Genomic DNA, 22,729 nt, shown 5'->3' on the forward strand with positions numbered 1-22,729 from the left:
CTCCCTTCTATTATAGGATGGAGGACTGGAGGTTCGGTCGAGCGATGACGGTAAATTTTTCGAACTCGATGGTGGGGCTGAGCCTGCTGACGGGAAGCAATGTCTTCTCCAGCGGGATCACCGATATCACGTTCGAAAGCCGTGCCGTGCGCAAGGCCAAGGCGCAGTTCACGATGGAGCCGACCACCACGCCGCCGTGGAAGGAAGAGCCCGACAGCAGCCCGTTGTCGACTCAGGCCTCGATGATCAAGGCGATGAAGACGATCATCGACAAGGCCGGGACGGGCGTCGATTTCCTGCCCGAGGACGTCCAGACCACCTTCACCACCTACAAGGCGCTCGATCGCCTGCGCGTGCTCGCCGAAGTCGCCGCCGACAAGACTACGTCGGACGCGCAGCGCAAGGCGCTGCAAAAAAGCTTCGCTGCCGGGATGGGGGAGCTCAAGGGCTTTCTCACCAGCGCACCGTCCGACAAGGTCAGCCTTTCCTATTTCCAGCCCGCGCGCAATGTGAAGTCGATCGGCATTCCCGCGGCGGATCAATATACGCTCAAGGGCCCGGCGCTGGTCGACCGGCGCACCGATGCGGTGCCGGGGCTGACCGGGCAGGAACAGTTTTCGATCACGCTGACCAAGCCGGGCGCGAGCGACACCGTGACCGTCGATCTTTCGACCGGACCGCAGCCGCCCTCGCTCGACGACATCGTCGTGGCGCTCAACGGTGCGATCAAGTCCGTGCCGCAATATAATGGCGACGGCAGCGTCAAGCTGGACGGGAACGGCGACCCGATCCCGCGCTGGCTGGCGACGTTCGAAGCCGAGAAGGGCGACGATGGCTGGGGTTTGACGCTCAAGACGCCGAGCGGCATCGAGCGGGTGACGATGGACCAGATCGGCGCGAAGGATTCGCTGATCGTCGCAACCGGCCAGACGCCGCTCGACGCGCCCAGCGCAACTCAGGTCTTCCGCCTCGATGATCCCGCAGGCGGCAACAGCCGCGTGACGCTCGCCACTGTGTCGGCGCTCGACCGTCAGGAAACCGAACGCAACAAGCTGCTCGGCAAGACCACCACCGAAACCAACATCGTCTATGACCAGTTCGGCAATCCCGAGCTGGGCAGCGACGGCAAGGTGAAGCTCGAAAAGATCGAGAAGCCCGACGTTCAGGCAGATACCGATGCCGCCGCCGTAACAACCGACCGGTTCGGCAACAGCTATATCGTCGGCACCACTGCGGGCGATCTGGGATCGAACCGTTCCGATGGCGACGACAATCTGTTCCTCACCAAGCTGGACGGCGAAGGCAATGTCATGTGGCAGCGCAGCCTCGGCTCGGGTGGCGCATCGCAGGGCGCGTCGGTGCATGTCGACGATGACGGCAGCGTCACTGTCGCGGGCACCGTGAACGGCGGATTCGACGACATGACGACCGACGGCGATATGCTGGTCGCCCGGTTCGACGAAAATGGCGACGAACAGTTCGCCACGGTGGTCCGCGCGACCGGCGCCGACACCGCAAAGGCGCTGGCCGTCGCGGCGGACGGCAGCATCTATGTCGGCGGCCGCGCGGCGAGCGGCGGCGGCGACGCCTTCATCGCCAGGATCGGCGCCAACGGCGTCATCTCCGAACGCCGCACGATCAATATCGGCGGCAGCGAAAGCGTGAATGCGCTGACGATCGACAAGGACGGCAATCTGCTCGCCGCGATCAACAAGAGCGGCAATGCCCAGATCTGGAAGATCGACGGCGCTTCGCTGTCCACCGATCTGGGCCAGATCGATCTCGGCCGCGCCGACGCGCGCGTCCTTTCGGTCGCCGATGACGGAACGATCGCGGTCGGCGGCACTACCGAAGCGGTGATGACCGGCACGCAGACCAATGGCTTCGCCGGCGCGCGCGACGGTTTCGTCGCGACGATCGACGCGAACCTGACGGCATCGCGCATCACCTATATCGGTACCGCCGAGGACGATCAGGTCGACAGCATCGCCTTCCTCAACGGCGAGCTGTACGCTGGCGGGCGAACCAAGGGCGATCTCGGCGCCACCCGGCGCGGACCGACCGACGGCTTCGTCACGCGCATCGACATGGCCAGCGGCGCGATCCAGTCGACCAGCCAGTTCGGCCAGTCGCTGCTGCGTACCGAACCGGTGCGGATTTCCGCCGATCCGGGCGGCGCCGCGACGGGGATCAAGGCGCTGGGCTTCGGCCGCGGCACGATCAACCCGGAAAGTTCCGAGCTGCTGACCTCGCAGACCGCGATCCGCGCCGGCGACACCTTCTCCATCCGGCTCAATGGCGGTGCGACGCGCAAGATCACGATCGACGCCGATGAAACGATGAAATCGCTGACCGAAAAGCTCAGCAAGATCACCGGGTCCAAGGCCACGGTCACGACTTCGCGGTCCAATGGCGAACGCACGCTGCGCATCACCGCCAAGGAAGGCAATGCAGTCGATCTGATCGCCGGCGCCGAAGGACGCGACGTGCTCGAAAAGCTGGGTATCGACCCGCAACGCATCGAGACGCCGGAGAAAAAGGCGGACAACGCGCCCAAGGTGTCGCCCGGCGGCACCTATGGCCTGATGCTCACCGACGCGCTCAACCTCACCACTGCCGAGGATGCCAAGATCGCGCTCAAGAAGATGAAGGACGCCGTGTCGATGAGCCAGACGGCCTATCGCTCGCTGTTCTGGGACGATGCCAAGGCGACGCTGGTCGATGGCGAAAAGAACAGCGCCTACGGCAAATATTCCACCGCGCGCGAAAACGCGCAGCTCAAAAACTACCAGGCGGCGCTCGACCGGCTTTCGGGCGGCGGCGGCGCTTCCACCAGTCTGATAGGGTTCTGATGGTCATGGGAAACACCCCCGCGCTCCTCACCGGTATCAAGAACAATATGCACTATCTGGCCGAGCGCCAGCGCGTGGTGGCGGAGAATATCGCGCATGGCGAAACGCCGGGATACAAGTCGCGCGATGTCGCGCGCCCCAGCTTCGGAGCGCTGGTGGACGGTGGCCCGGGCACGGTGGCGACGCCGCAGGTGCAGCTGACGCAGGGCATGCGCAGCCTGGGCGCGGTGCTGCCCGCGGGCGCCGGCAATGTGATCCTCGACACCGATATCGTCGAAACCAAGCCCGACGGAAACAATGTGACCGTCGAGGACCAGCTGATGAAAATGGGCGAGATCCAGGCCGATTTCACGGCGATGGCCAGCCTCTATCGCAAGCAGCTCGGCCTGTTGCGCAGCGCGATCGGCAAGAGCGGCGGATAAGGTCCGCAGCCCGAACCGCGATTTCCCCCTTGTCTGGACGATGGGCGCTGCGACCTCGGCGTCTGTCCGGCGCGGCGGACTCCAGAAAACTCCCCGAGGAAACCCGATATCTGCCGGGTGGCCCGCGCCGGGATTCCTTTGCCCGGAAACATGGTGAATCGCAAAAAATCTACGCGATTCCGCCAGTCTCGGCACCCGCCGTCTATAATGTCCGGTAGCACCGACAGCTGCCTGTCGAGAGATGGTCCAGGGCGCAGCGGTTGAGCTCAGTCTTCAATGGTTGAAACCAATAGCAATCGGAAAATCGGATAAATGAAAAAGGTATTCCTGCTGGGCGCCGCGACGATGGCGTTGGGCCTCCCGGTCACGGCGCACGCGCAGACGCAAAACGAGACGGAAGCTTCGGAAGGTGCCGCGCAGGCGCAAAATCAGCCGCAGCGTCGCGCAACTTTTTCCACCGGTGTCGCGCGCGCCCGCGACCTGCTCGACAGCGCCATTTCGACCAGCACGCTTGCGGGTGACGAGATCGTCGAGCTTTCGGCGCGTTCCACCTCCGAAATCTTCCGCGCCATTCCGGGCATGCGTTCGGAAAGCACCGGCGGCGACAATTTCGCCAACATGTCGGTTCGCGGCCTGCCGATCGCACTGGGCGGAGCCAAGTTCCTGCAGATCCAGGAAAACGGTCTGCCGACGCTCGAATTCGGCGACATCGCCTATGCGACGGCCGACAATTTCCTGCGCGCCGATCTCAATCTCGCCGGCATCCAGGCGATCCGCGGTGGCTCTGCCTCGACCTTCGCGTCCAATTCGCCCGGCGGTATCGTCAATCTGATCGACAAGACCGGCGACGTCGAAGGCGGCACCTTCCAGCTCACCAGCGGCCTCGACTACGAGACCTATCGCGCAGATTTCGAATATGGCGGCCACATCACGGAGTCGCTGCGCTTCCATATCGGCGGCTTCTATCGCCAGGGGGAAGGCCCCCGCGAGATCGGGTATGACGGCTACAAGGGCGGTCAGGTCAAGCTCAACGTCACGCAGGAATTCGCGGGCGGCGGCTATTTCCGCTTCTACGGCAAGTATCTCGACGATCGTACGCCGCCGACCGCCTATGCGCCGGTGATGGTTACGGGCACCAATTCGGACCCGGTCTATTCGAGTGTGCCCGGTTTCGACATCAAGTCGGATTCGATGCTGTCGCGATATTATCCCGCGCATCTCGCGCTGGGTAACGACAACACAACGGTCGAAACGCCGTTCAGCGAAGGTTCGCACGCCAAGATGTGGTCTGGCGGCTTCGAAACCCGCTTCAATGTCGGCGAATGGAGCGTCACCGAGAAGTTCCGCTATTCGGACATTTCGGGCAACGTCATCCAGCCCTATATCCTGACCGGCACGATGCCGCCGCTGCCGCCTTCGATCGGCAGTGCCTCGTCGCTGATGGGCATGTTCGGCGTGACCGGCATCGGCTATGCCACCGGCCCCAATGCGGGCCAGATGATCGCCGATCCCTCGACGCTCAACGGCAACGGCCTGCTCGCGATAATGACGACGCCGGCCGTCAATCTCGACAGCCTCGACAACATCACCAACGATCTGCGCATCAGCCGTGTCTTCGGCATCGGCGATGGCAAGTTCACGCTGACCGGCGGCTTCTACAAATCGCGTCAGGAGATCGCGACCACCTGGAAATACGCCACGATGGTCTCCGAAATCCGGGGCGATGGCGAAGCCGCGCTGATCGACATGTTCGCCGGGCCGACCCAGCTCACCGAAAACGGGTTCCTCGGCTATTCAGGCGTCCTGATCGGCGGCCAGCGCCACGATCGCTACGACCTGACCTACAATGTCAACGCGCCCTATGGCTCGGTCAACTATGCGATCGGCAAGTTCGCCTTCGGCGCCAGCATCCGCTACGACTTCGGCAGCGCCAAGGGCACGCTCTGGGGCTCCTCGCTCACGCCGGCGGCGCGGTTCGCCACCAATGACGTGAACGGCGACGGCACGATCACTTTCCCGGAAACGCGCGTCAGCACGCTTCCCTACGGGGATCCGGCGCCGGTCGACTACGATTATGACTATCTGTCCTACTCGGTCAGCACCAACTTCCGCATGGCGCAGAATTTCTCGTTGTTCGGGCGCTATTCGAAGGGCGGCCGCGCCAATGCCGACCGCATCCTCTTCGCGGGCTATGTCGATACGACCACCGGCGAGCTGCTGCGCGACGACGCGGCCTATGATCCGGTCCGGCAGTTCGAAGCGGGCTTCAAATACCGCACCGATGCGCTGATGGTCTTCGCCACGGGCTTCTGGGCCAAGACCAAGGAGCACAACATCAACCTCGATCGCTCCTACCGTGCCTATGGCCTCGAGCTCGAGGCGGGCTATCGCACCGGCATTTTCAGCATCAGCGGCGGCGCGACCTGGACCAAGGCGGAAATCACTGCCGACGCACTGGACCCGACGACGATAGGCAACACGCCCAAGCACCAGGCGGATCTTATCTTCCAGGTGATGCCGCGGATCGACACCGACCGTTTCTCGATCGGCGCGGCGGTGCTGGGCACGACCGACAGCTTTGCCGCGGACAGCAACCAGCTCAAGATGCCCGGATACACGATGGTCAACGCGTTCGTGCAGTATCGCCCGATCGAACATTGGACGGTCATGCTCAACGCCAACAACGTGTTCAACGCGCTGGGGCTGGTCGAAGTCAACGACAGCTACATTCCGTCGAGCAACGTCACCACGGCGCGCGTGATCAACCCGCGTTCGATTTCCGCATCGGTGCGCTTCGACTTCTGAACCGGACTCCGGGCCGGGCCGGGGGGTGATCTCCCGGCCCGGCTCCAACCAATGAGAAACGGCGACACATGTTCAAGTCCATGAAAATCCCGCGCAAGCTCGGCCTGTCCTTCGCGATGATCTGCGCCTCGGCGGTCATCGCGATGGGAGTGTTCTTCGTGAACGTCTCGATGATCCGTTCGGCGACCGAACAGAGCAATCACAGCCAGCAGGTCGATGCGATGGCGCTGACGATGGAAACGCAACTGCTCCGTCAGAACAGCCAGATGCGCGGGTTTCTCGTCACCGGCGACGAGAATTACCTCAATTCCTATTATGACGGCCGCGACACGTTCGATGCGACCTATGCCGAACTGGCGCCGCAGATCGAGAACCCCGAGCTCAAGCAGGCGCTCGAAACCTCGCATGCCGAAACGCTGAAGTGGCGCAAGGACTGGGGGGATCATCTGATCGACCGCGTCAAGTCGGGCGATCTGGCTGGCGCGCAGGCCGAACTGCGCGACGCGGGCAAGGCCGCGCTGGTCAGCAACGCCGTCCTGCCGCTGCGCGACATTCGCGCCGCCGAGGCGAAGATGATCGAGCAGAGCGGCGAACGCCAGCAGGCCGCGATCGCCACTGCCACCGTCACGCTGATCGTCGGCGGCCTCCTGCTGGTCGGCATCGCCGTCGCGCTAGCGGTCCTGCTCAGCCGGATGATCGCGCGGCCGATCTCCGATCTCACGAGGACGATGACCGAACTCGCCGGCGGCAACAATGCCGTCGACGTGCCCGATCGCGATCGCGGTGACGAACTGGGCGACATGGCCCGTGCGGTACTGGTGTTCCGCGACGCGGCGGTCGCCAAGGAAGAAACCGACGCTCGGATGCATGCCGTTGCCGAAGAGCAGAAGCTCGTCGTCGCCAACCTCGCCGACCGGCTCTCGGCGCTTAGCGAGGGCGATCTCACCGCCGATATCGTCGCGCAATTCCCGGCCGATTATCAGGCGCTTCGCAACAGCTATAACCGCGCGATCGAACAGCTTCGCAACCTGATCGGCGCGGTGATCGAAAGCACCGCGGCGATCCAGACCGGATCTCAGGAGATTGCGGCGGCGTCGGAAGACCTTGCCCGCCGCACCGAAAGCAACGCGGCGAGCCTGGAGGAAACCAGTGCCGCCGTCACGCAGATGGACGATCGCCTCAAGGCGACCGCCGCCGCCGCGCAGCGCACGGTGGAACGCGCCGACGGTGCGATCCGGGTGGTTTCCTCGGGGCGCAACACCGCCGACGAAGCGGTGCAGGCGATGGGGCGCGTGTCCGAAAGCGCCAAGGGCATCGACAGTGTGATCGAAGGGCTCGACAAGATCGCCTTCCAGACGCGCGTGCTTGCGATGAACGCTGCGGTCGAGGCCGGTCGCGCGGGCGAAGCGGGCCGCGGCTTCGCGGTCGTCGCCGATCTCGTCTCGGCACTGGCGATGCGCGCCGAGGAGGAATCGAAGCGTGCCCGCGATCAGCTGACCATCACCCAGGACGACATCGTCGCGGCGGTGGACATGGTGCAGAAGGTCGACGGCGCGCTCGCCAACATCTCGAGCGATGTCGGCGAAGTCCATGCGCTGCTCAACAACATCGCCACCGACAACCAGGCGCAATCGACCGCAATCACTCAGGTCAGCGCCGCGATCGGCACGATGGACCAGTCGACCCAGCAGAATGCCGCGATGGTCGAGGAAACCTCCGCCGCCGCGCGCAACCTGTCGAGTGAAGTGTCATCGCTCGCCGATCAGGCCAGCCGCTTCAACGTCGGCCGATCGAAGGGGCAGGTGCGGCTCCCGAGCCATCCCGCGCTTCCAGGGTCGGTCAAGCCGCTTCCCGCAGCGGCCATTCCGGCGCTCACGCGCCCGGATGCGGACAAGGGAGAGGATTGGGCAAGCTTCTGACTATCGGGCGCGGCGATGGGCACATCGGCCCCCCGCTGCGCCGCGCGCTGCGCAATCGGTTCGGCGCGTCGGCTGAAATATCTTGCGGCACGGGGGTTCCGGCCTGCGATGCCGCCTCGGGGGATTTGGTATGAACATGCTCGTCGCGATTGACGAGATCGGCGAGCTGCGGCGTCAGGCCGTCGTGGCCTCGCGCCTGGGGTCGCCCTTTGTCGCGAACATCCTGGAGGCCGGCGAGCGCCAGCTGCGCCGTGCGCCGGCGACGCGGGCACTGGTGACCGGCTGGCCCGGCGACGCATCGGCGGCGGCGCTGGCGATGCGCTTCAACGCCGCGATGCATTTCCTCGCCCGACAGGGCATGCTCCCCCGGCTTACCGCGCTTTATCGCCGCGAGCATGACGATTTCGACGGCGCGGTTGGCGCGGCACTCGCCGCGCGCGACAATTTCATTGCCGAATGGATGCGCAATCCGCCGCAGACCAACGAAGTCAGCCGGTCCGCCGCCATCGTGGCGGCGCTGCTGGTGTTGCGCGAGCAGACGGGGCTTCCGGTCGCGCTTCACGAAATCGGTTCGAGCTGCGGCCTCAATCTCAATCTCGCGCGCTATCGCCATGATCTCGGCGGCACCGCGGTGGGCGATCCGAACTCGCCGGTGCGTGTGGCGCCGCGTTGGGAAGGCGCGCCGCCGCCTGCGCAGCCGCTCGAAGTCGTTTCGGCGCGCGGCGTCGATCTCTATCCGCTCGACGCGCGCAGCGCAGCGACGCGCGAACGCCTGCTCGCGCATATCTGGGCGGACCAGACCGCGCGTTCCGCGCGGCTGGAAGCGGCGCTGGATCTGGCGCGCGCGCATTGTCCCGATGTCGAGCAGGGGGATGCGGTTCCCTGGCTCGCGGAACGGCTTGCAGAGCCGCAGCAGCAAGGGGTTTGCCGCGTCGTCTTCCATTCGATGGTGCTGCAATATCTCGATGCCGATGCGCGGCGTGCGGTTGGAACGATGCTCGCCGAGGCGGGAGCGCGTGCGACGCCCGAGCGCCCGTTGGCGCAGATCGGATTCGAATGGACTGCCGACCGCAGCGAAGTGCGGCTGACGCTGACGGTCTGGCCGACCGGCGAAGCGCGTCTTCTGGCGACGTGCCAGGCCTATGGCGACTGGATCCGCTGGCGGCGCTGAACCGCGTTGCGGCGTTCGCCGCCGGGCGCCGTCACGCACGAAGCTTCGCAGTCGTTTCGGCGACGCGGCGGCCGAGATGTCGGGCCGTTTTCAGATCCCCTTCGGGTGGTGTTTCCTCGGGCGGAGCGTCGTCGGACTGGGCCATGACGCCCAGCCAGCCGCCCAGCCGGTTGAGGTCGGCATCCTCGCCACTGCCCGGCAGCAGGTCCAGATTGACCCAGACCATGCCGTGCTGCGCCGCGAACAATGCCTGGGTGATGAGCGTTCCCAGCTTGTCGCCGCTCGCCGTTCCCGAATTGGTGAAGCCTGCCGCGACCTTGCCGGCCCATTTCAGTTCGCTCCAGATCGGCTTCGTCGTGCTTTCGAAAAAGCGTTTCATCTTCCAGCCCAGCGCGCCGTTATAGGTGGGTGACCCGAAAATAATGGCATCGCTCGCGGTAAGCGCGTCGAGATCGACGTCGCTTTCGCCATCGACTTCGATCAGCTCGACATCGGTGCCGGTGATTTCCCGGGCGCCTTTCGCGACATGTCGCGCGACCCGCTCGGTATGTCCGTATGCGCTTTCGAACACGATGCTGATTTTCGTCGGTACCAAATTCCGTTCTCCATCAAGGCGGGTTGCTGGGCGGTCGCGGCGCGGTCGGCCGTGATCCGGTGGTCGCATGACAGGGAACGAGTGGATGCGCGTCCCGTTGCAGCCGCGCTTCGCCACGGGCTGAATATCGGAAAAATGGTCGCGATCGGGCGTGATGAAATCGCTGTCCTACACACCCCGATATGTGAAACGGTGCCTTCATGCCCGCAGCGCCGATCCGCACCGCCATCGCCGCCATTTTCTCTCGCCTCTCGCGCGCGCGTACGTGCGCGAGCGCGCGCACGCGCGTTACGTCGCGACCCGGTGCGAACTTTGCACGGAAAACTGCGGTTTTTGCGCGGGCGGCCTTTTCACCGCTCCGGGTCGGGTCACAGCTTGGCGTTGATCGAGATCGGGGCGGGGGCGTCGATGCCCTGCAATCCGCCGCGCGCGCCATAGGTCTGGCTCCTGGTGCCGGTCAGCCGCTTGGCCTCGGCATTGATCGCCGCCATCATTTCGACCGACAGCTCGATCTGGCGGGAAAGGACGCGGGCGTTGACGGCGGACGCGTCGCGCAACCGCAGGCTCGCCTCGGTCAGCAGCGCACGCGCTTCGGCGTCGAGCACTTCCATCCAGTTGCCCGCTTCGCGCGAAAGCCGCGCGACTTCGCTTTCGATGCGGCCGGTAAGCCGGATCTTGGCGTTGGCGATTTCGGGCAGTTCGCGCGTGAAGGGCGAGCGGGTGAGGATTTCGGTTTCCTCCTCCATCAGCGCCGCCAGCGAATGCATCGCGTCGCACAGCGTATCGGTCACATCGCTTCTCCCTGCTGCAGACGCAGAATCTGGTCCATCACCGTGGGTGCCAGGCCGATGCCGCCGCGTTTGGCGACTTCATTGCCCAGCTTCTCCGCGAGCACACCGCGAAACACCTGTTCGGCACTGCCGCCCGAAAATTCGCCGGCCTCGCCCGAATTTTCGAGCATCAGCTGGAACATCTGGCCCAGGAACACCGCTTCGAACTGCTGCGCGGTTTCGGCCTGGGGCGAGGATGCCGTGACCTGCGGCATCTGCGGCCCCCGGGCGGCGGGAAGCGAGAAAGGATCCATCATTGCACCACGATTTCGGCCTGGAGCGCGCCGGCGCTCTTCACGGCCTGGAGGATAGTGATCACGTCGCGCGGGCTGACGCCGAGCGTGTTGAGCCCGTTGACGAGCGACTGGAGCGAGGGGCCCTCGACCATCGCGAGCGATGCGCCGCTGCCGTCGTCCACGGTCACCTGGCTGCGCGGCACCACGGTCGTCTGGCCGTTGGAAAAGGGGCCGGGCTGCGACACCTGCGGGGTTTCGGTGACGGTGATGGTGAGGCCGCCCTGCGCGATCGCTACCGGGCTGAGCCGCACGTCATCGTTCATCACGACCGTGCCGGAGGCTTCGTTGATCACGACGCGCGCGGGCTGATCGACGATGACGGGCAGGTTTTCGACTTGCGTCACCAAGTCGACGATCGATCCGGCAAAGCCCGGCGGTGGCGCGATTTCAACTGTGGCCGGGTCCAGCATCTGCGCGGCTCCGGGAAAACGGGTGTTGATCGCGCGGGCAATCCGGTCGGCCGTCGCGAAGTCGGGATTGCGCAGCGCGAGCTTGAGGCTGTGGGCGGACGCGAGCGCGAACGGCACTTCGCGTTCGACGATCGCACCGCCGGCGATCCGTGCGGAGGTGGTGACGCCGCGGCTGATGCTTGCCGCCGCGCCCTGGCCGCGAAAGCCGGAAACGGCGACGGGACCCTGCGCCACGGCATAGATTTCGCCGTCCAGCGCGCGCAGCGGGGAAATGATCAGCGTCCCGCCCTGCAGGCTGGTGGCATCGCCCAGCGCCGAAACCTGCACATCGATCCGCGAACCGGCCCGGGAATAGGGGGGCAGGGTAGCGGTGATCGAAACCGCCGCGACATTCTGCGTCCGCATCTGCGTGCCGCGAATGTTGACGCCCATCCGCTCGAGCATCGCCTGCATCGATTCCTCGGTGAAGGGCGAATTGCGCATGCGGTCGCCGGTGCCGGCAAGGCCGACGACCAGGCCGTAACCGACCAGCTGGTTGGGGCGGACGTCCTCGACGTCGACGATGTCCTTGACGCGGGTCTGCGCGCTTGCTGTGCCCGAAGGCACGAGCGCGAATACCAGCGCCGCGAGGGCGGTGAGAATGCGATACACGGTTGTTTCCCTGGGCCGTGAAAATGCTCTACAATGACTTATAGGATGAACTGCGCCAGAAGCGTGGGAAGGAACGAGATTCGGTGCGCATCGAAGGACTGCCTCCCCTGATGGCACGCACGCTTGTAAATGCGTTGCCCAAGGTCCTGCCGAGCTTTCCGGTAAGCAAGGCGGACGCCGTCGCCGCGCACCCGCAGCCCCAGGCCGCGCCCACCGCGCAGCCGATGCCGACCGTGGCGATGCTGGTGACGCTCGCCGCCGCCGATCCGACGATCGAGCGCCGCCGCAGGGAAGCGAAAAAAGCGGGCGAGGGGCTGGAGATGCTCGAAACCGTGCATCGCGAACTGCTCGCAGGGACGCTGGACGAATGCGCGCTTCAGGATCTGGCCGAATGGGCCAGGGCGATCGATACGCCGGAGGATCCGGTGCTGGCCGAAATCATGCGCGACATCGATCTGCGCGTGCGCGTCGAGCTGGCCAAATACGACGTCGAGGTCTGACCGGTCGGGCGGTCAGAGGGTTTCGTAGTGATCCATCGCCCCGTCCTGCGTCACCGGCGGGAAAAGCGCGCGAAATTCGGGGTAGATAGCATGGCTGTAAAAAGCGTGATGGGCATCGACACTGTCCCATTCGACCAGCAGCATGAACCGGTCGGGGGCTTCGACGCAGCGGCACAGGCGAATTTCGCCGACGCCCGTGATCGACCGCAGGATCGGGATGGCCTGATCGGCAAGCATGCGGTGCAGCGCTTCGCCCTTGCCCGGCTGTGCGGTCAGATCGGCACGTTCGAGAACCATCTTCGTCTCCTTCAGGCGAGCGACATCAGCGCGCCGATTTCAAACGGCGTCAGGTCTTCGCGCCGCCCGGTCCGCACCTTCTCCGCCCAATCGGGGTCGACGATCAACCCGCGACCGATGGCGATCATGTCGAATTCGTCGCGCTCCATCCGGTCGAGCAGCCCTTCGAAACTGGCGGTCTCGGAGCGATGTTCGGTGAAGACGTCGACGAAATCGCCGGTCATGCCGACCGATCCGACGCTCATCGTCGCCGCGCCGGTCAGCTTCTTCGCCCAGCCGGCGAAATTGAGCCCGGTCTCGCCGTCGATCTCGGGGAATTCGGGCTGCCAGAAACGGCGCTGCGAACAATGAAGCATGTCGACGCCGGCCTCGACCAGCGGCGCGAGCCATTCGGTCATCGCCTCGGGCGTTTCGGCGAGGCGGGCGGTATAATCCTGCTGCTTCCACTGGCTGACACGCAGCAGCAGCGCGAAATCGGGGCCGACCGCGGCGCGGATCGCGGCGATGATTTCGGCGGCGAAGCGGGCGCGTTCGGGCAGGGTGGGGCCGCCATAGCGGTCGTCGCGCAAATTGGTGCCGCTCCAGAAGAACTGGTCGACCAGATAGCCGTGCGCCCCATGCACCTCGACTGCATCGAAGCCGAGCCGCTTGGCTTCTGCGGCGGCGCGGGCAAAGGCGGCGACGGTGTCGGCGATATCGACTTCGGTCATCGCCACGCCGCAGGGTTCGCCCGGTGCAGTCAGCCCCGACGGACTTTCCATCGGTGCATCGGGCCGCCAGTCGGTGGTCTTGCTGGCAACCGATCCGACATGCCAGATCTGCGGCGCGATCGCCGTGCCAGCCGCGTGCACGCTGTCGACCACCGGCTGCCACGCCGGCAGCGCCTCGCCGTGGAAAAAGGGTATGCCCGGTTCGTTGCGCGAAGCGGGGCGGTCGATCACTGTCCCTTCGGAGAGAATCAGGCCGACGCCGCCCTCGGCACGTCGGCGATAATACGCGACTTGCTGCGGCCCGACCACGCCGTCAGTCGCGAAACCCCGCGTCATCGGCGCCATCGCGATGCGGTTGCGCAGGTCGAGCGATTTCAGGCGGAAGGGCTGGAACAGCACTTCGGTGCTTCGCGACATCGTCATCTCCTGCGCTTGCGATCTCGAACCGGATCGCCGGAGGCCACTGTCGCCGCCACGGAGCACGCCGCCAAGCGCAGGTTGTTCAGCCCCCTGACTATTCCGGGCGGCTGCGCGGCAGGAAATGGCGTTCCATGCCGATATGCAGGCTGCGCAGGATATGGCTGAGCGTCTGCTGGTCGCCGCCGGTCAGCCGCCCCAGCTCGGCAACGAAACGGCCGTTGGTTTCCATCACCCGGCCGATATCGCGTACCTTGCGCTCGCCGTCTCCGGTCAGTGCCAGCCGCGTGCTGCGCCGGTCGCCGGCATCGGCATCGCGGCGGAGCAGCCCGGCCTCGGCCAGCCGCCGCACGCGCCCCGTGAGCACCGTGTTCGACACGTTCAGCGCATGGGCGAGGTCGGTCGCGCGCATCGGCCGCGGGGCTTCCATCATCAGCGCGCCGAGCAAGTGGAAGTCGGCAAGGCTGAGCCCCTGTTCGCCCGCGATGCGATTGAGATCGTTCTCGATCAGCTGGGCGAGTTTGAGCAAGTGCCACATCGGCCCGAAATGCGCGACATCATAGCCGAGCCGGGCATAGAAGGTGCTGCCGCTGTCCACTTGCTCGACAGCGTTTCGGGGCTTGTGACGGTCATTGGCCATCGCACCACCCTGCGCGACAGACGGCGGCGGTCAAGCCGACAGCCGTCAACGCTTCTTCTTTTTGGCGATCTTCATCACATAGCTGATGATTTCGGCCACTGCGGCATAATGTTCGACCGGGATCGGGTGATCCAGTTCAGCCTGGGCGTAGAGCGCCCGGGCGAGCGGCCGGTTCTCGACGATCGGAATGTCGTGTTCACCGGCAATTGCGCGGATTTTCAATGCGATCGCGTCGACACCCTTGGCGACCACCACCGGCGCGGCCATCGCACCGTGATCATATTGCAGCGCCACGGCGAAGTGAGTCGGGTTGGTGATGATCACCGATGCTTCGGGCACCTTCTGCATCATGCGGTTGCGCGATCGTTGCATCTGGATCGAGCGCACCTTCGCCTTGATGTGCGGATCGCCTTCGCTGTCCTTGTGCTCGTCCTTCACTTCCTGAAGCGACATGCGCATCTTCTGGATATAGGCGTGCCGCTGCCAGAAGACGTCGAACAGGGCGAGCGCGCCGGCGAGCATCGCCACCGGCTGGAGCATCGCGAAAACGATGGCGAAGGCGTGCTTGCCGATCTGCGACGGATCGAGGCCGACCAGCCGGTCGATCCCCGATGCATGCGGCCAGGCGATCCACAGCGAAACGCCGCCGACGAGCAGGAGCTTCGCCACGGTCTTGGCGAATTCGACCAGCGCCATCTTGCCGAACAGCCGGCCGAAACCGCTGATCGGATTGAATTTCGACCATTTCGGCTTGAGCCGTGCCCAGGCGAAGGACGGCATCCCGCCCTGGATCAGCCCGCCGATCAGCGCGCAGGCGAACAGCGCGCCGAGCGCCGGCATCAGCGCCGAACCGACATGGCCGAACACGCCGATGGCGAAATTCTGCGCGCCCTGCGGCTCCATCCGATAGTCATCGGCATTGCCCCAGAGGCGCACGAACATCGTGCCGAGCGAATGCGCAGTCCAGCTGCCGACGCCGGCCAGCACGATCATCATGCCGACGAACACCGCGGCATGCTTTACTTCCGGGGCGCTGGGGGTCTCGCCGCGTTTTCGGGCGTCCTCGAGCTTCTTGGGCGTCGGATCTTCTGTTTTCTGATCCTTGTCGGGGCCATCCGCCACGGTTCAGCGCCACCCGCCGAGCATCGCCTGACCCATCTCGGTGGCGAACACGGTGAGAACCGTGCCGAGCGTCATGGCGGTCAGTGCCATGCCGAGCATGATGTTGAGCGGTTGCGAAATGAAGAACACCTGGATCGCCGGCGCGACGCGCGCGGCAAGGCCCAGCGCCACGTTGAAGACGATGCCGTAGATCAGCAGCGGCGCCGCAAGGCCCACCGCCAGCATCATCGAACGATTGATCGCGGCGATCGCCATCTGCGCGAAATCCTGCGCCGGGGGCAGGCCGCCGATCGGGAAGAGGTTGTAGCTTTCGACGATCGACTGGATCCACAGATGATGGACCTGCATCGCCATGCACACGATCGCGGCCGCCATCGTCACGAATTTGGAAAGCAGCGGCACCTGGCTGCCCTGCGCGGGATCGAACAGCATCGCGGCGGACAGGCCGATCTGCATGCTGATGATCGAACCGGCCATCGAGATGGCGTAGAACAGGATCTTGACGATCATGCCCATCGCCAGCCCCGTCAGCAGCTCGGCGATCAGTACCGCGGGCAGCGGGCCGCTTTGCGCCACCGCCAGAGCGGCTTCGTTCTGCAGCGGCCAGATTCCGCTGGTCATGCCGAAGGCGATGAGGAGGCGAATCCGCCCAGGCACCGCGTCCTCGGAAAAGACCGGCAACAGCATCAGTACCGCCCCCGTCCTCGCGAAGAGGATGAAGAAGGCGCTGACGATCAGCGGCAGGTTTTCGGGGATTGCGTTCATGGCCCGGTGCTTGGATCAAAATCCGCCGTTGGCACTGAGCCTGTCGAAGTGCCGTTCTTCTTCGCACCCGTCGGACGAGAAGGAAGAACCGGGCTTCGACAGGCTCAGCCCGAACGGAGCGTGTGTGGTCACAAGTTTATGCCCCCGGTGACCCAGTGACGATCAAGTCGCCGATCTTGTCCATGAAATCGCCGAGTTGCTGGCCGATCGTCGGCAGCATCAGCAGCATCACGAAACCCAGCGCGATGATCTTGGGAACGAAAGTCAGTGTCATTTCCTGAATCTGGGTCAGCGCCTGGAGCAGGCCGATCACCACGCCGACGATCAGCGACACCAGCAGCAGCGGGCCGACGATCGTCAGCACCAGCAGCAGCGCCGCCTGTCCCAGTTCCAGAACCTGTCCCGCGGTCATCGGTCAGATCTGCATGCGCATGATGTCGGTATAGGCGTTCACGACGCGGTCGCGCACCGCGACCATCGTGTCGAGCGCGGTCTCGGCCGCGCCGATCGCGGTCACGACGTCGATCAGGTCGCCCTTGCCGGCGACTTGCATCGCCGATGCATGTTCGGCGGCGCGAAGGCTGTCCGCCGTTTCGGTGACCATGTTTTCGACCATCGCGCCGAAATTGCCGCTCTTGCCGGTTTCCGCGGCGGGGGTAGGGGCGCCGCCCGGCGTCTTGCCGGCACCAACACCCAGCGCGCGTCCATAAGCGGACGCGGCGTCCAATGCTCCGATCGACATTGTTCGTAATTCCCTGATTTTTTGAACTGTTACTTGAGAAGATCGATGGTGCGCATCGTCATGCTGCGGGCAGCTTCGATCGCACTCAGATTGGCTTCGTAGCTGCGCTGGGCAGCTTTCATGTCGGCCATTTCGACAAGGCCGCTAACATTGGGTTTCAGGACATAGCCTTCGGCATTCGCTGCCGGGTGGCCCGGATCATAGACGCTCTGAAAATCCGAACGATCGGTCTGGATGCGGTCGACGCGGACTTCCATTCCGCCGGTGGCGCGATCGACTTCCGCCCGGAAGCTGGCCACGCGGCGGCGATAGGGATCGCCGCCCGGCGTGGTCGCCAGCGAATCCTGGTTGGCGATATTCTCCGCGATCACGCGCATCCGCAGCGTCTGAGCGCGAAGCCCCGAAGCCGAGATACCGAGCGACGTCTTGAGATCCATGAACTTCTCCCGCGCCGCGCAATTGGGCGGCTTTCCTCTCTTATAGGCATTTTTTGCCTAGTCGGTCGGGATGGGCGGAAAAAACATCCTATAATTTTGGACAAAGGAGCAAATGCGCATGTCCATCCTAGACGGCATCACGGTCGAAGCCTCGATCGTACTCGGTGCGACCGAAGTGCCCATCCGCCAGATCCTGCAGATGAGCCGCGGCGCCATGATCCCGCTCGACAGCGGACAGGACGATCCGTCGCTTGTCTATGTTAACGGCCAGCTGGTCGCGAAGGGCAAGATTCTGGTCGATGGCGACCAGATGTCGCTCGAAGTCGGCGAAGTCGTGAAAAAGGCGAACGGCTGATGGACACGCTGTCGCTTCTGCGCACGATCGGCGCGCTGGGGCTGCTGCTCGGCTGCCTTGCCGGCGCGCTGTGGGCTGTCCGCCGGTACGATATCAAGCTGCCGGGCAGGATCACCGCCGGATCGCGCAAGCGAGTCGAGCTGGTCGAGCGGCTGACGCTCGATCCCAAACGCTCGGTCGCGCTGATCCGTCGCGACGGCGCCGAACACCTCATCCTGCTCGCGCCCGAGGGGCATCTGGTCGTCGAAAGCGCCATTGCGCGGGTCGGGGCGGAGGAGACCGCCAATGTCGATGCCGCTTCTCCGGTCGAAGCAACCAACGACAATCTGTCGGACCTGCGGATGAGCTTCGCGCAGCTGGTCGAACAGCGGCGCGAGCGGATGTCCGCGCGGCACGGGGGCTGACCCATCATGAAGATCGCGATTCAGGGCTCGCGCATCGGGGCGGCCGCGGGGCTGCTGGCACTGCTCGTCGGGCTGATGCTGCCGGGCGAGGCGATGGCGACGATCACCGAACAGCGTACCATCGTGACGCTGGGCGAAGGGTCTATGTCGGCAAAGGCGATTCAGCTCGTCCTGATGCTGACGGTGCTCAGCCTGGCGCCCGGATTGCTGATGACGGTCACCAGCTTCACGCGCATGGTGGTGGCACTGTCGCTGCTGCGCACGGGGCTGGGTGCACCGGGCGTGCCGCCCAATCCGGTGATCATCAGTCTTGCGCTGTTCCTTTCCTTCTTTGTCATGGCGCCGACCTTCGAAAAGGCGTGGGAACAGGGCGTCACGCCCTATACCGAAGGCAAGATTGCGGAATCCGAAGCGTTCAAACGCACCGCCGAACCCTTTAAGGTCTTCATGCTCAGCCAGGTGCGCGACAGCGATCTCGACCTGTTCGCTAAAATGGGTGGCAAGACCTATCAAACACGTGCCGAGGTGCCGCTGACCACGCTTGCCCCGGCCTTCATGATTTCGGAGCTACGCCGCGCCTTCGAAATAGGCTTCCTGCTGCTGCTGCCGTTCCTGGTGATCGACCTGTGCGTCTCGGCGGTGCTGATGGCTATGGGCATGATGATGCTGCCGCCACCGACAATCGCCTTGCCGATGAAGATCATCTTCTTCGTGCTGGTCGATGGCTGGGCGCTGGTCGCGGGATCGCTGATCAAGAGTTTCGGCGCCGGCTGAGGCCGCGGCTTCAAAGGGCAGCGCACGGGCGGTGATCAGGGAAAGGTCGCGCCCTGCGCCTTTCCGTGCCGGGTTTCCCGGTCATAGGCAATCTGGGCGAGCTGGATCGATGCCGCCGCGCTGCGTGCCGCCTTGTTGGCATTGCGGCAGTCGCTCGCCGCAATCGCGTCGCGTATCGCGGAAGCGCTGCGCCGCGCGATTGCGATATGCCCCGCCTCATGCTCGCCCAGCGCTTCCAGATAGCCGCGCCAGCGTTGCTGCAATGGCACCGGCAGGGCGTCGATGTTTTCCAGCCTCGGCAACAGTACCGTCACCTGCATGCGCACCTGTGCCGATGCCAGGTCGCATCCGCCGGACGATGTCGGCCACCGCCAGTACCAGCGGATATCGGCATAGGCATCGACCGGGGTCGCATGGTGCGGTTCGGTGGGTCGTACCGCGTTGATCGCGCTGCGAATGTCCCGCGCGGTCGCGCCACGCACGTCATAATATGCAACGCTGATCCCCGGCTGGTTTGCCAGTGCGGCGGGCAGGGGGGAAGGGTCCTGCGCCGCGTGCGGCGCAAGCCATCCGACAGGCGCGGCTGTCGCCAGCGCCAGCATCCAGGGATAAAGTGTCAGAGCGCGCCTCCCGCCATGATGCGAGCAAGGCTAGAGCTTCTGAACGCCGTCAGGAACCGCAAATCGGGGTAAACGGGGGTAGCCGAGCCTCAGGCTGCGGAAAAGCGCCGGGAGGAATCCGCCAGCCATACGGCCAGCTCGCCATAGGGGATCATCTGGCCGAACGCGATTCCCGCTTCGCCGCCGCGACGCCACCGCACCGATATGGGGCGCGGCGACAGATCGGGGATCAAGATCCACAGCGCGCCGCCCAGAGCGATCGATTCGTCGATCGCGATGTGGCCGCCGCTTTGCGAGATATCGATCAGCCTTGCGGGATAGCTGCGGCATCCGTCGCCGATGCGCACCGCCGAACAGGTTTCGAACCGCGGTGCGCGCGGCGCCTTGCCCTTGCCGGGCGCGGCGCGGTTGGCGGGGGTCAGGATCGACGTCATGTCCCTGGGAGCGAAGAACTGCAGCCCCGCGCGGCCCGCGTTCGTCCAGACGATGCTCGCGTCCAGCCGTTCACCGGTGCGCAGTTCCACTGCGACAGTATCGCCCACGACAAGCGGAACCCGGAATTCGATCATCATGCCGCCTGTCGATACGTTTCGGATTCGACACGGTTGATCCGGGACGCGATCCGATACCAGTCGGGCGGTCAGCAGCGTGCTGACGCTGCGTTTGCTGTTGCGCGGCTGCCACCTTCCATCCTGCTGGTGGAGAGCGTCGCCATTGTCGAAGGCAAGCATCTCTATCACGGTTACTCCAATCCCGGCCCGCTGACGGCCTCATCTTCCCAATATAGAAGCTACGGGCTCAGGCCGGCGCCGCATTCGTCACTGCCACGCGCTTAACCACCTTGTCGCCGAAAGCCTCGACCGCCGCTTTCTCGACGACGTCGCGAAAGCCGTCGATGCTGGGCAGCATGCCGTCGGGTCCGCTGGCGAGCGGCGTGCGATAGGTGCGCATGTTGATCGCATGGCGCAGCAGGGCGAGCCGCGCTGTGACGAATTCGACCTGTTCCTCGGGAACCTCCAGGCCGATATCGAAGGAGACATAGCCGGCGAGCCGCCCGTCCTCGAACACCAGCGGAGCGAGAATTCTCTCAGCGGCGACGAAGCTGGTCGGCGCTTGCTCGGCTTCTGCTTCCGCTTCCTGCGCCGCTTCTGCCTCCGCGCGGGCGGGCGGGGGGGCGAAGACGCTTGTCGCGGCGATCCCGGCGCCGCCGCCAACGGCAATGCCGAGGATCAGCAGCAGCAGGGGGAACAGAATCTTCTTCATGCGGCGCCCCTCAGAACTTGAAGCTGGAATCGGTCGGCAGCGCGGAGGTTTCGCCCATCACGATGATGGTGATACGGCGGTTTTCCGGCCTGTCCGGCTGATCCGGGTAAACAGGTTTGGTGGCGCCCATCGCGACGATTTCCGAAAGGCGATCCGCTGGCAAGCCGGCCGCGATCAGCGCGCCGCGCGCGGCGAGCGCGCGCTCGCCCGAAAGCCGCCAATTCGCTTCGCTGTTGCCGCCGGCGCCGTCGGTATGGCCTTCGATCGCGATCTGCGCGCCCGAGGGGGCGAGCTTCTCGGCGACCTGCGCCAGGATGGTACGGGCATAGGGATTGAGCTGAGCAGTGCCGCTGCGGAACATCGACTGGCGATCGCTGTCCATCAGCGTAATGCGCAATCCGTCGCGCGACGGTTCGATGTCGACGTTCTGCTTGCCCTGCGCATCCTGCGGGATCGTGTCGATCGCGACACGCAATTCGGTGGCAAGCACGCGCTGCGAAGCATCGGGAACATTGGCCGTGCCGCCCCGCGCCGTGCCGTTGACGCCCGCTTCCATCGTTGGCTGACCGACGCTGGTCTTGCTGTCGGCCTGCGCCGCGCGGCTGCGCCCCCCCAGGCCGGGGATTGCACCGGGATCGCTGGTCAGCGTCGTCGCCGGCGAAGCGTTGGGCGCTGTCGGCGTGAAATATTCGGCCAGCCCCTTCAGCCGCTCCTGATCCGGGCTGGAAATCAGCCAGAGCAGCATGAAGAAGGCCATCATGGCCGTCACGAAATCGGCATAGGCCACTTTCCAGGCCCCGCCATGATGTCCCCCGGCGACCTTCTTGACCTTCTTGATGATGATCGGCCGCTCGTTGGACCTGGCCATGTCAGCCTCCCAACGCGCGACGGAGCCTGTCCTGCACCGCACCCAGGCGGACATGGCCGATCGCTTCGCGCGAATCCTCGCCGTCGGCGATGCGGTTCATCAGACTGGCACATTCCTCGGCGTGCTGGATGACATAGTCGAACGACTGAAGCTGCTCGAGATAGTTGGCGGCGAAATGCGCGTCGCTCACCAGCACTTCGGCCAGCCCCTCCAGCGTCTCGCGGATCTCCAGAATCTCCTTGGCCAGCACGCTGTGCAGTACGATCGAGTAAGGATCGTAGCCGGTCAGGGGCTGTGCGGAAGGGGGCAGCGAAGGCACGGGCAGACAGGACATCAGAACAGCTCCAGTTCGCCGCCATGCGTGGCGGGTTTGGGGGCGGGGCGCGGCGCCACCTCGGGCACGGCCTGCGCCACCTTGGTGCAGCGGCTGCGGCCGTCATGCGGCAGGAATTCCACCTTGCGGGCGGATGTGCCGCCGACATCGCAATGACCGATGCCGATTCCTTCGGTGTCCATGAAGCGTCGCGCGAAGGCGGCGTTGGACGAGCCAATGGAGCCGAGACCCGAAATGATGTTCGCGCCGCCATAGATGTGCGCGCGCAACTGCTGGCGCGATGCGCCCTTGCCCATCATGCCGTTGATCAGCAACTCCATCGCGTGCACGCCATAGCGTTGCATATCGACCGGCGAGACGGCCTGGCCCACGCCCGGTTCGCCGAGCAGGAAGTGATTCATCCCGCCGACCTTCGCGACCGGGTCGTAGAGGCACACGGCAACGCAGCTGCCGAGCAGGGTCGAGATGATGACGTGTGGTTCGGAAACCACCGCATGCTCGCCCTGAATGATGGGAATACGGCGCATCCG

At 64.9% G+C, this 22,729-nt stretch carries 27 protein-coding genes; 9 read left to right on the forward strand and 18 right to left on the reverse strand.

The window, feature by feature from the left end:
* The first annotated feature begins 44 nt into the window (after positions 1–44).
* The 5 genes from G5C33_RS07745 to G5C33_RS07765 all read left to right on the forward strand — a co-directional run bounded on the left by G5C33_RS07745 (position 45) and on the right by G5C33_RS07765 (position 9,169).
* Positions 45–2,852, forward strand: a complete 2,808-nt coding sequence (locus G5C33_RS07745; protein WP_165326692.1) for an NHL repeat-containing protein — start codon at positions 45–47, stop codon at positions 2,850–2,852.
* Positions 2,853–2,857: 5 nt separating this feature from the next.
* Complete coding sequence (locus G5C33_RS07750; RefSeq protein ID WP_165326693.1) at positions 2,858–3,274, forward strand: flagellar biosynthesis protein FlgB; 417 nt, start codon at positions 2,858–2,860, stop codon at positions 3,272–3,274.
* Positions 3,275–3,586: 312 nt separating this feature from the next.
* Positions 3,587–6,079, forward strand: a complete 2,493-nt coding sequence (locus G5C33_RS07755; protein WP_165326694.1) for a TonB-dependent receptor domain-containing protein — start codon at positions 3,587–3,589, stop codon at positions 6,077–6,079.
* A gap of 68 nt (positions 6,080–6,147) precedes the next feature.
* Positions 6,148–7,998: a methyl-accepting chemotaxis protein gene (locus tag G5C33_RS07760; protein WP_165326695.1), complete on the forward strand. Its 1,851-nt coding sequence runs from the start codon at positions 6,148–6,150 to the stop codon at positions 7,996–7,998.
* Positions 7,999–8,128: 130 nt separating this feature from the next.
* Positions 8,129–9,169, forward strand: coding sequence for a DUF2332 domain-containing protein (locus G5C33_RS07765; RefSeq protein WP_165326696.1), 1,041 nt, complete (start codon positions 8,129–8,131; stop codon positions 9,167–9,169).
* Between the two features lie 31 nt (positions 9,170–9,200).
* Here the strand turns inward: G5C33_RS07765 and G5C33_RS07770 are convergent, their stop codons facing one another.
* The 4 genes from G5C33_RS07770 to G5C33_RS07785 form a co-directional block, all read right to left on the reverse strand.
* Positions 9,201–9,764 carry a flavodoxin family protein gene (locus tag G5C33_RS07770; RefSeq protein WP_228275233.1) on the reverse strand — a complete coding sequence of 188 codons (564 nt, stop codon included), beginning with the start codon at positions 9,762–9,764 and terminating at the stop codon, positions 9,201–9,203.
* Between the two features lie 368 nt (positions 9,765–10,132).
* A complete protein-coding gene (locus G5C33_RS07775) occupies positions 10,133–10,555 on the reverse strand; it encodes a flagellar protein FlgN (protein ID WP_165326698.1) in 423 nt (140 codons plus the stop codon).
* Positions 10,552–10,848 (reverse strand): rod-binding protein, encoded by a 297-nt coding sequence (locus tag G5C33_RS07780; protein WP_407698078.1) that lies wholly within the window; start codon positions 10,846–10,848, stop codon positions 10,552–10,554. The genes G5C33_RS07775 and G5C33_RS07780 overlap by 4 nt, the downstream gene beginning before the upstream one ends.
* Positions 10,848–11,942 (reverse strand): flagellar basal body P-ring protein FlgI, encoded by a 1,095-nt coding sequence (locus G5C33_RS07785; protein WP_407698079.1) that lies wholly within the window; start codon positions 11,940–11,942, stop codon positions 10,848–10,850. The genes G5C33_RS07780 and G5C33_RS07785 overlap by 1 nt, the downstream gene beginning before the upstream one ends.
* A gap of 119 nt (positions 11,943–12,061) precedes the next feature.
* On the opposite strand from G5C33_RS07785, the gene G5C33_RS07790 reads away from it, so the two are divergent.
* Positions 12,062–12,451 carry a flagellar assembly protein FliX gene (locus G5C33_RS07790; RefSeq protein ID WP_165326701.1) on the forward strand — a complete coding sequence of 130 codons (390 nt, stop codon included), beginning with the start codon at positions 12,062–12,064 and terminating at the stop codon, positions 12,449–12,451.
* Positions 12,452–12,463: 12 nt separating this feature from the next.
* On the opposite strand, the gene G5C33_RS07795 is transcribed toward G5C33_RS07790, so the two are convergent.
* The 8 genes from G5C33_RS07795 to flgC form a co-directional block, all read right to left on the reverse strand.
* Positions 12,464–12,748, reverse strand: coding sequence for an antibiotic biosynthesis monooxygenase family protein (locus tag G5C33_RS07795; RefSeq protein ID WP_165326702.1), 285 nt, complete (start codon positions 12,746–12,748; stop codon positions 12,464–12,466).
* 11 nt (positions 12,749–12,759) lie between these two features.
* Positions 12,760–13,875 (reverse strand): oxidoreductase, encoded by a 1,116-nt coding sequence (locus tag G5C33_RS07800; protein WP_206518651.1) that lies wholly within the window; start codon positions 13,873–13,875, stop codon positions 12,760–12,762.
* A gap of 97 nt (positions 13,876–13,972) precedes the next feature.
* The gene (locus G5C33_RS07805; protein ID WP_206518652.1) at positions 13,973–14,515 is read right to left on the reverse strand and encodes a MarR family winged helix-turn-helix transcriptional regulator; all 543 of its coding nucleotides are present in this window, start codon (positions 14,513–14,515) and stop codon (positions 13,973–13,975) included.
* Positions 14,516–14,560: 45 nt separating this feature from the next.
* Positions 14,561–15,637 (reverse strand): flagellar biosynthesis protein FlhB, encoded by a 1,077-nt coding sequence (flhB, locus tag G5C33_RS07810; protein ID WP_165326704.1) that lies wholly within the window; start codon positions 15,635–15,637, stop codon positions 14,561–14,563.
* Between the two features lie 3 nt (positions 15,638–15,640).
* A complete protein-coding gene (gene fliR, locus G5C33_RS07815) occupies positions 15,641–16,402 on the reverse strand; it encodes a flagellar biosynthetic protein FliR (RefSeq protein WP_165326705.1) in 762 nt (253 codons plus the stop codon).
* Between the two features lie 136 nt (positions 16,403–16,538).
* A complete protein-coding gene (fliQ, locus tag G5C33_RS07820; RefSeq protein WP_165326706.1) occupies positions 16,539–16,814 on the reverse strand; it encodes a flagellar biosynthesis protein FliQ in 276 nt (91 codons plus the stop codon).
* A 3-nt stretch (positions 16,815–16,817) separates the two neighbouring features.
* Positions 16,818–17,144 (reverse strand): flagellar hook-basal body complex protein FliE, encoded by a 327-nt coding sequence (gene fliE, locus G5C33_RS07825; RefSeq protein ID WP_165326707.1) that lies wholly within the window; start codon positions 17,142–17,144, stop codon positions 16,818–16,820.
* Between the two features lie 29 nt (positions 17,145–17,173).
* Positions 17,174–17,581 carry a flagellar basal body rod protein FlgC gene (gene flgC, locus G5C33_RS07830; RefSeq protein ID WP_165326708.1) on the reverse strand — a complete coding sequence of 136 codons (408 nt, stop codon included), beginning with the start codon at positions 17,579–17,581 and terminating at the stop codon, positions 17,174–17,176.
* A 118-nt stretch (positions 17,582–17,699) separates the two neighbouring features.
* Here flgC and G5C33_RS07835 point away from each other — a divergent pair, with 118 nt between their 5' ends.
* The 3 genes from G5C33_RS07835 (at position 17,700) to fliP (ending at position 19,114) form a co-directional block, all read left to right on the forward strand.
* Complete coding sequence (locus tag G5C33_RS07835) at positions 17,700–17,936, forward strand: FliM/FliN family flagellar motor switch protein (RefSeq protein ID WP_165326709.1); 237 nt, start codon at positions 17,700–17,702, stop codon at positions 17,934–17,936.
* Positions 17,936–18,340 (forward strand): flagellar biosynthetic protein FliO, encoded by a 405-nt coding sequence (locus tag G5C33_RS07840; protein ID WP_165326710.1) that lies wholly within the window; start codon positions 17,936–17,938, stop codon positions 18,338–18,340. Before G5C33_RS07835 ends, G5C33_RS07840 begins: the two co-directional genes overlap by 1 nt.
* 93 nt (positions 18,341–18,433) lie before the next feature.
* On the forward strand, positions 18,434–19,114 hold the full coding sequence (gene fliP, locus G5C33_RS07845; RefSeq protein ID WP_228275281.1) for a flagellar type III secretion system pore protein FliP: 681 nt from the start codon (positions 18,434–18,436) through the stop codon (positions 19,112–19,114).
* 35 nt (positions 19,115–19,149) lie between these two features.
* Here fliP and G5C33_RS07850 read toward each other — a convergent pair whose 3' ends face one another.
* From G5C33_RS07850 to G5C33_RS07875, 6 genes are all read right to left on the reverse strand, one after another.
* The gene (locus G5C33_RS07850; protein WP_165326712.1) at positions 19,150–19,716 is read right to left on the reverse strand and encodes a DUF922 domain-containing protein; all 567 of its coding nucleotides are present in this window, start codon (positions 19,714–19,716) and stop codon (positions 19,150–19,152) included.
* 107 nt (positions 19,717–19,823) lie between these two features.
* Entirely contained in the window at positions 19,824–20,465 is a 642-nt protein-coding gene (locus G5C33_RS07855; RefSeq protein WP_228275282.1) for a PilZ domain-containing protein, read from the reverse strand.
* 67 nt (positions 20,466–20,532) lie between these two features.
* A complete protein-coding gene (locus G5C33_RS07860) occupies positions 20,533–20,997 on the reverse strand; it encodes a hypothetical protein (protein ID WP_165326714.1) in 465 nt (154 codons plus the stop codon).
* A 10-nt stretch (positions 20,998–21,007) separates the two neighbouring features.
* Entirely contained in the window at positions 21,008–21,865 is an 858-nt protein-coding gene (locus tag G5C33_RS07865) for a flagellar motor protein MotB (RefSeq protein ID WP_165326715.1), read from the reverse strand.
* Between the two features lies 1 nt (position 21,866).
* A complete protein-coding gene (locus tag G5C33_RS07870; protein ID WP_165326716.1) occupies positions 21,867–22,199 on the reverse strand; it encodes a hypothetical protein in 333 nt (110 codons plus the stop codon).
* Positions 22,199–22,726, reverse strand: coding sequence for a chemotaxis protein CheD (locus G5C33_RS07875; RefSeq protein WP_165326717.1), 528 nt, complete (start codon positions 22,724–22,726; stop codon positions 22,199–22,201). Before G5C33_RS07875 ends, G5C33_RS07870 begins: the two co-directional genes overlap by 1 nt.
* Positions 22,727–22,729: the final 3 nt, after the last annotated feature.

It is taken from the genome of Sphingosinithalassobacter tenebrarum (assembly GCF_011057975.1).
Classification (GTDB): domain Bacteria; phylum Pseudomonadota; class Alphaproteobacteria; order Sphingomonadales; family Sphingomonadaceae; genus Sphingomonas; species Sphingomonas tenebrarum.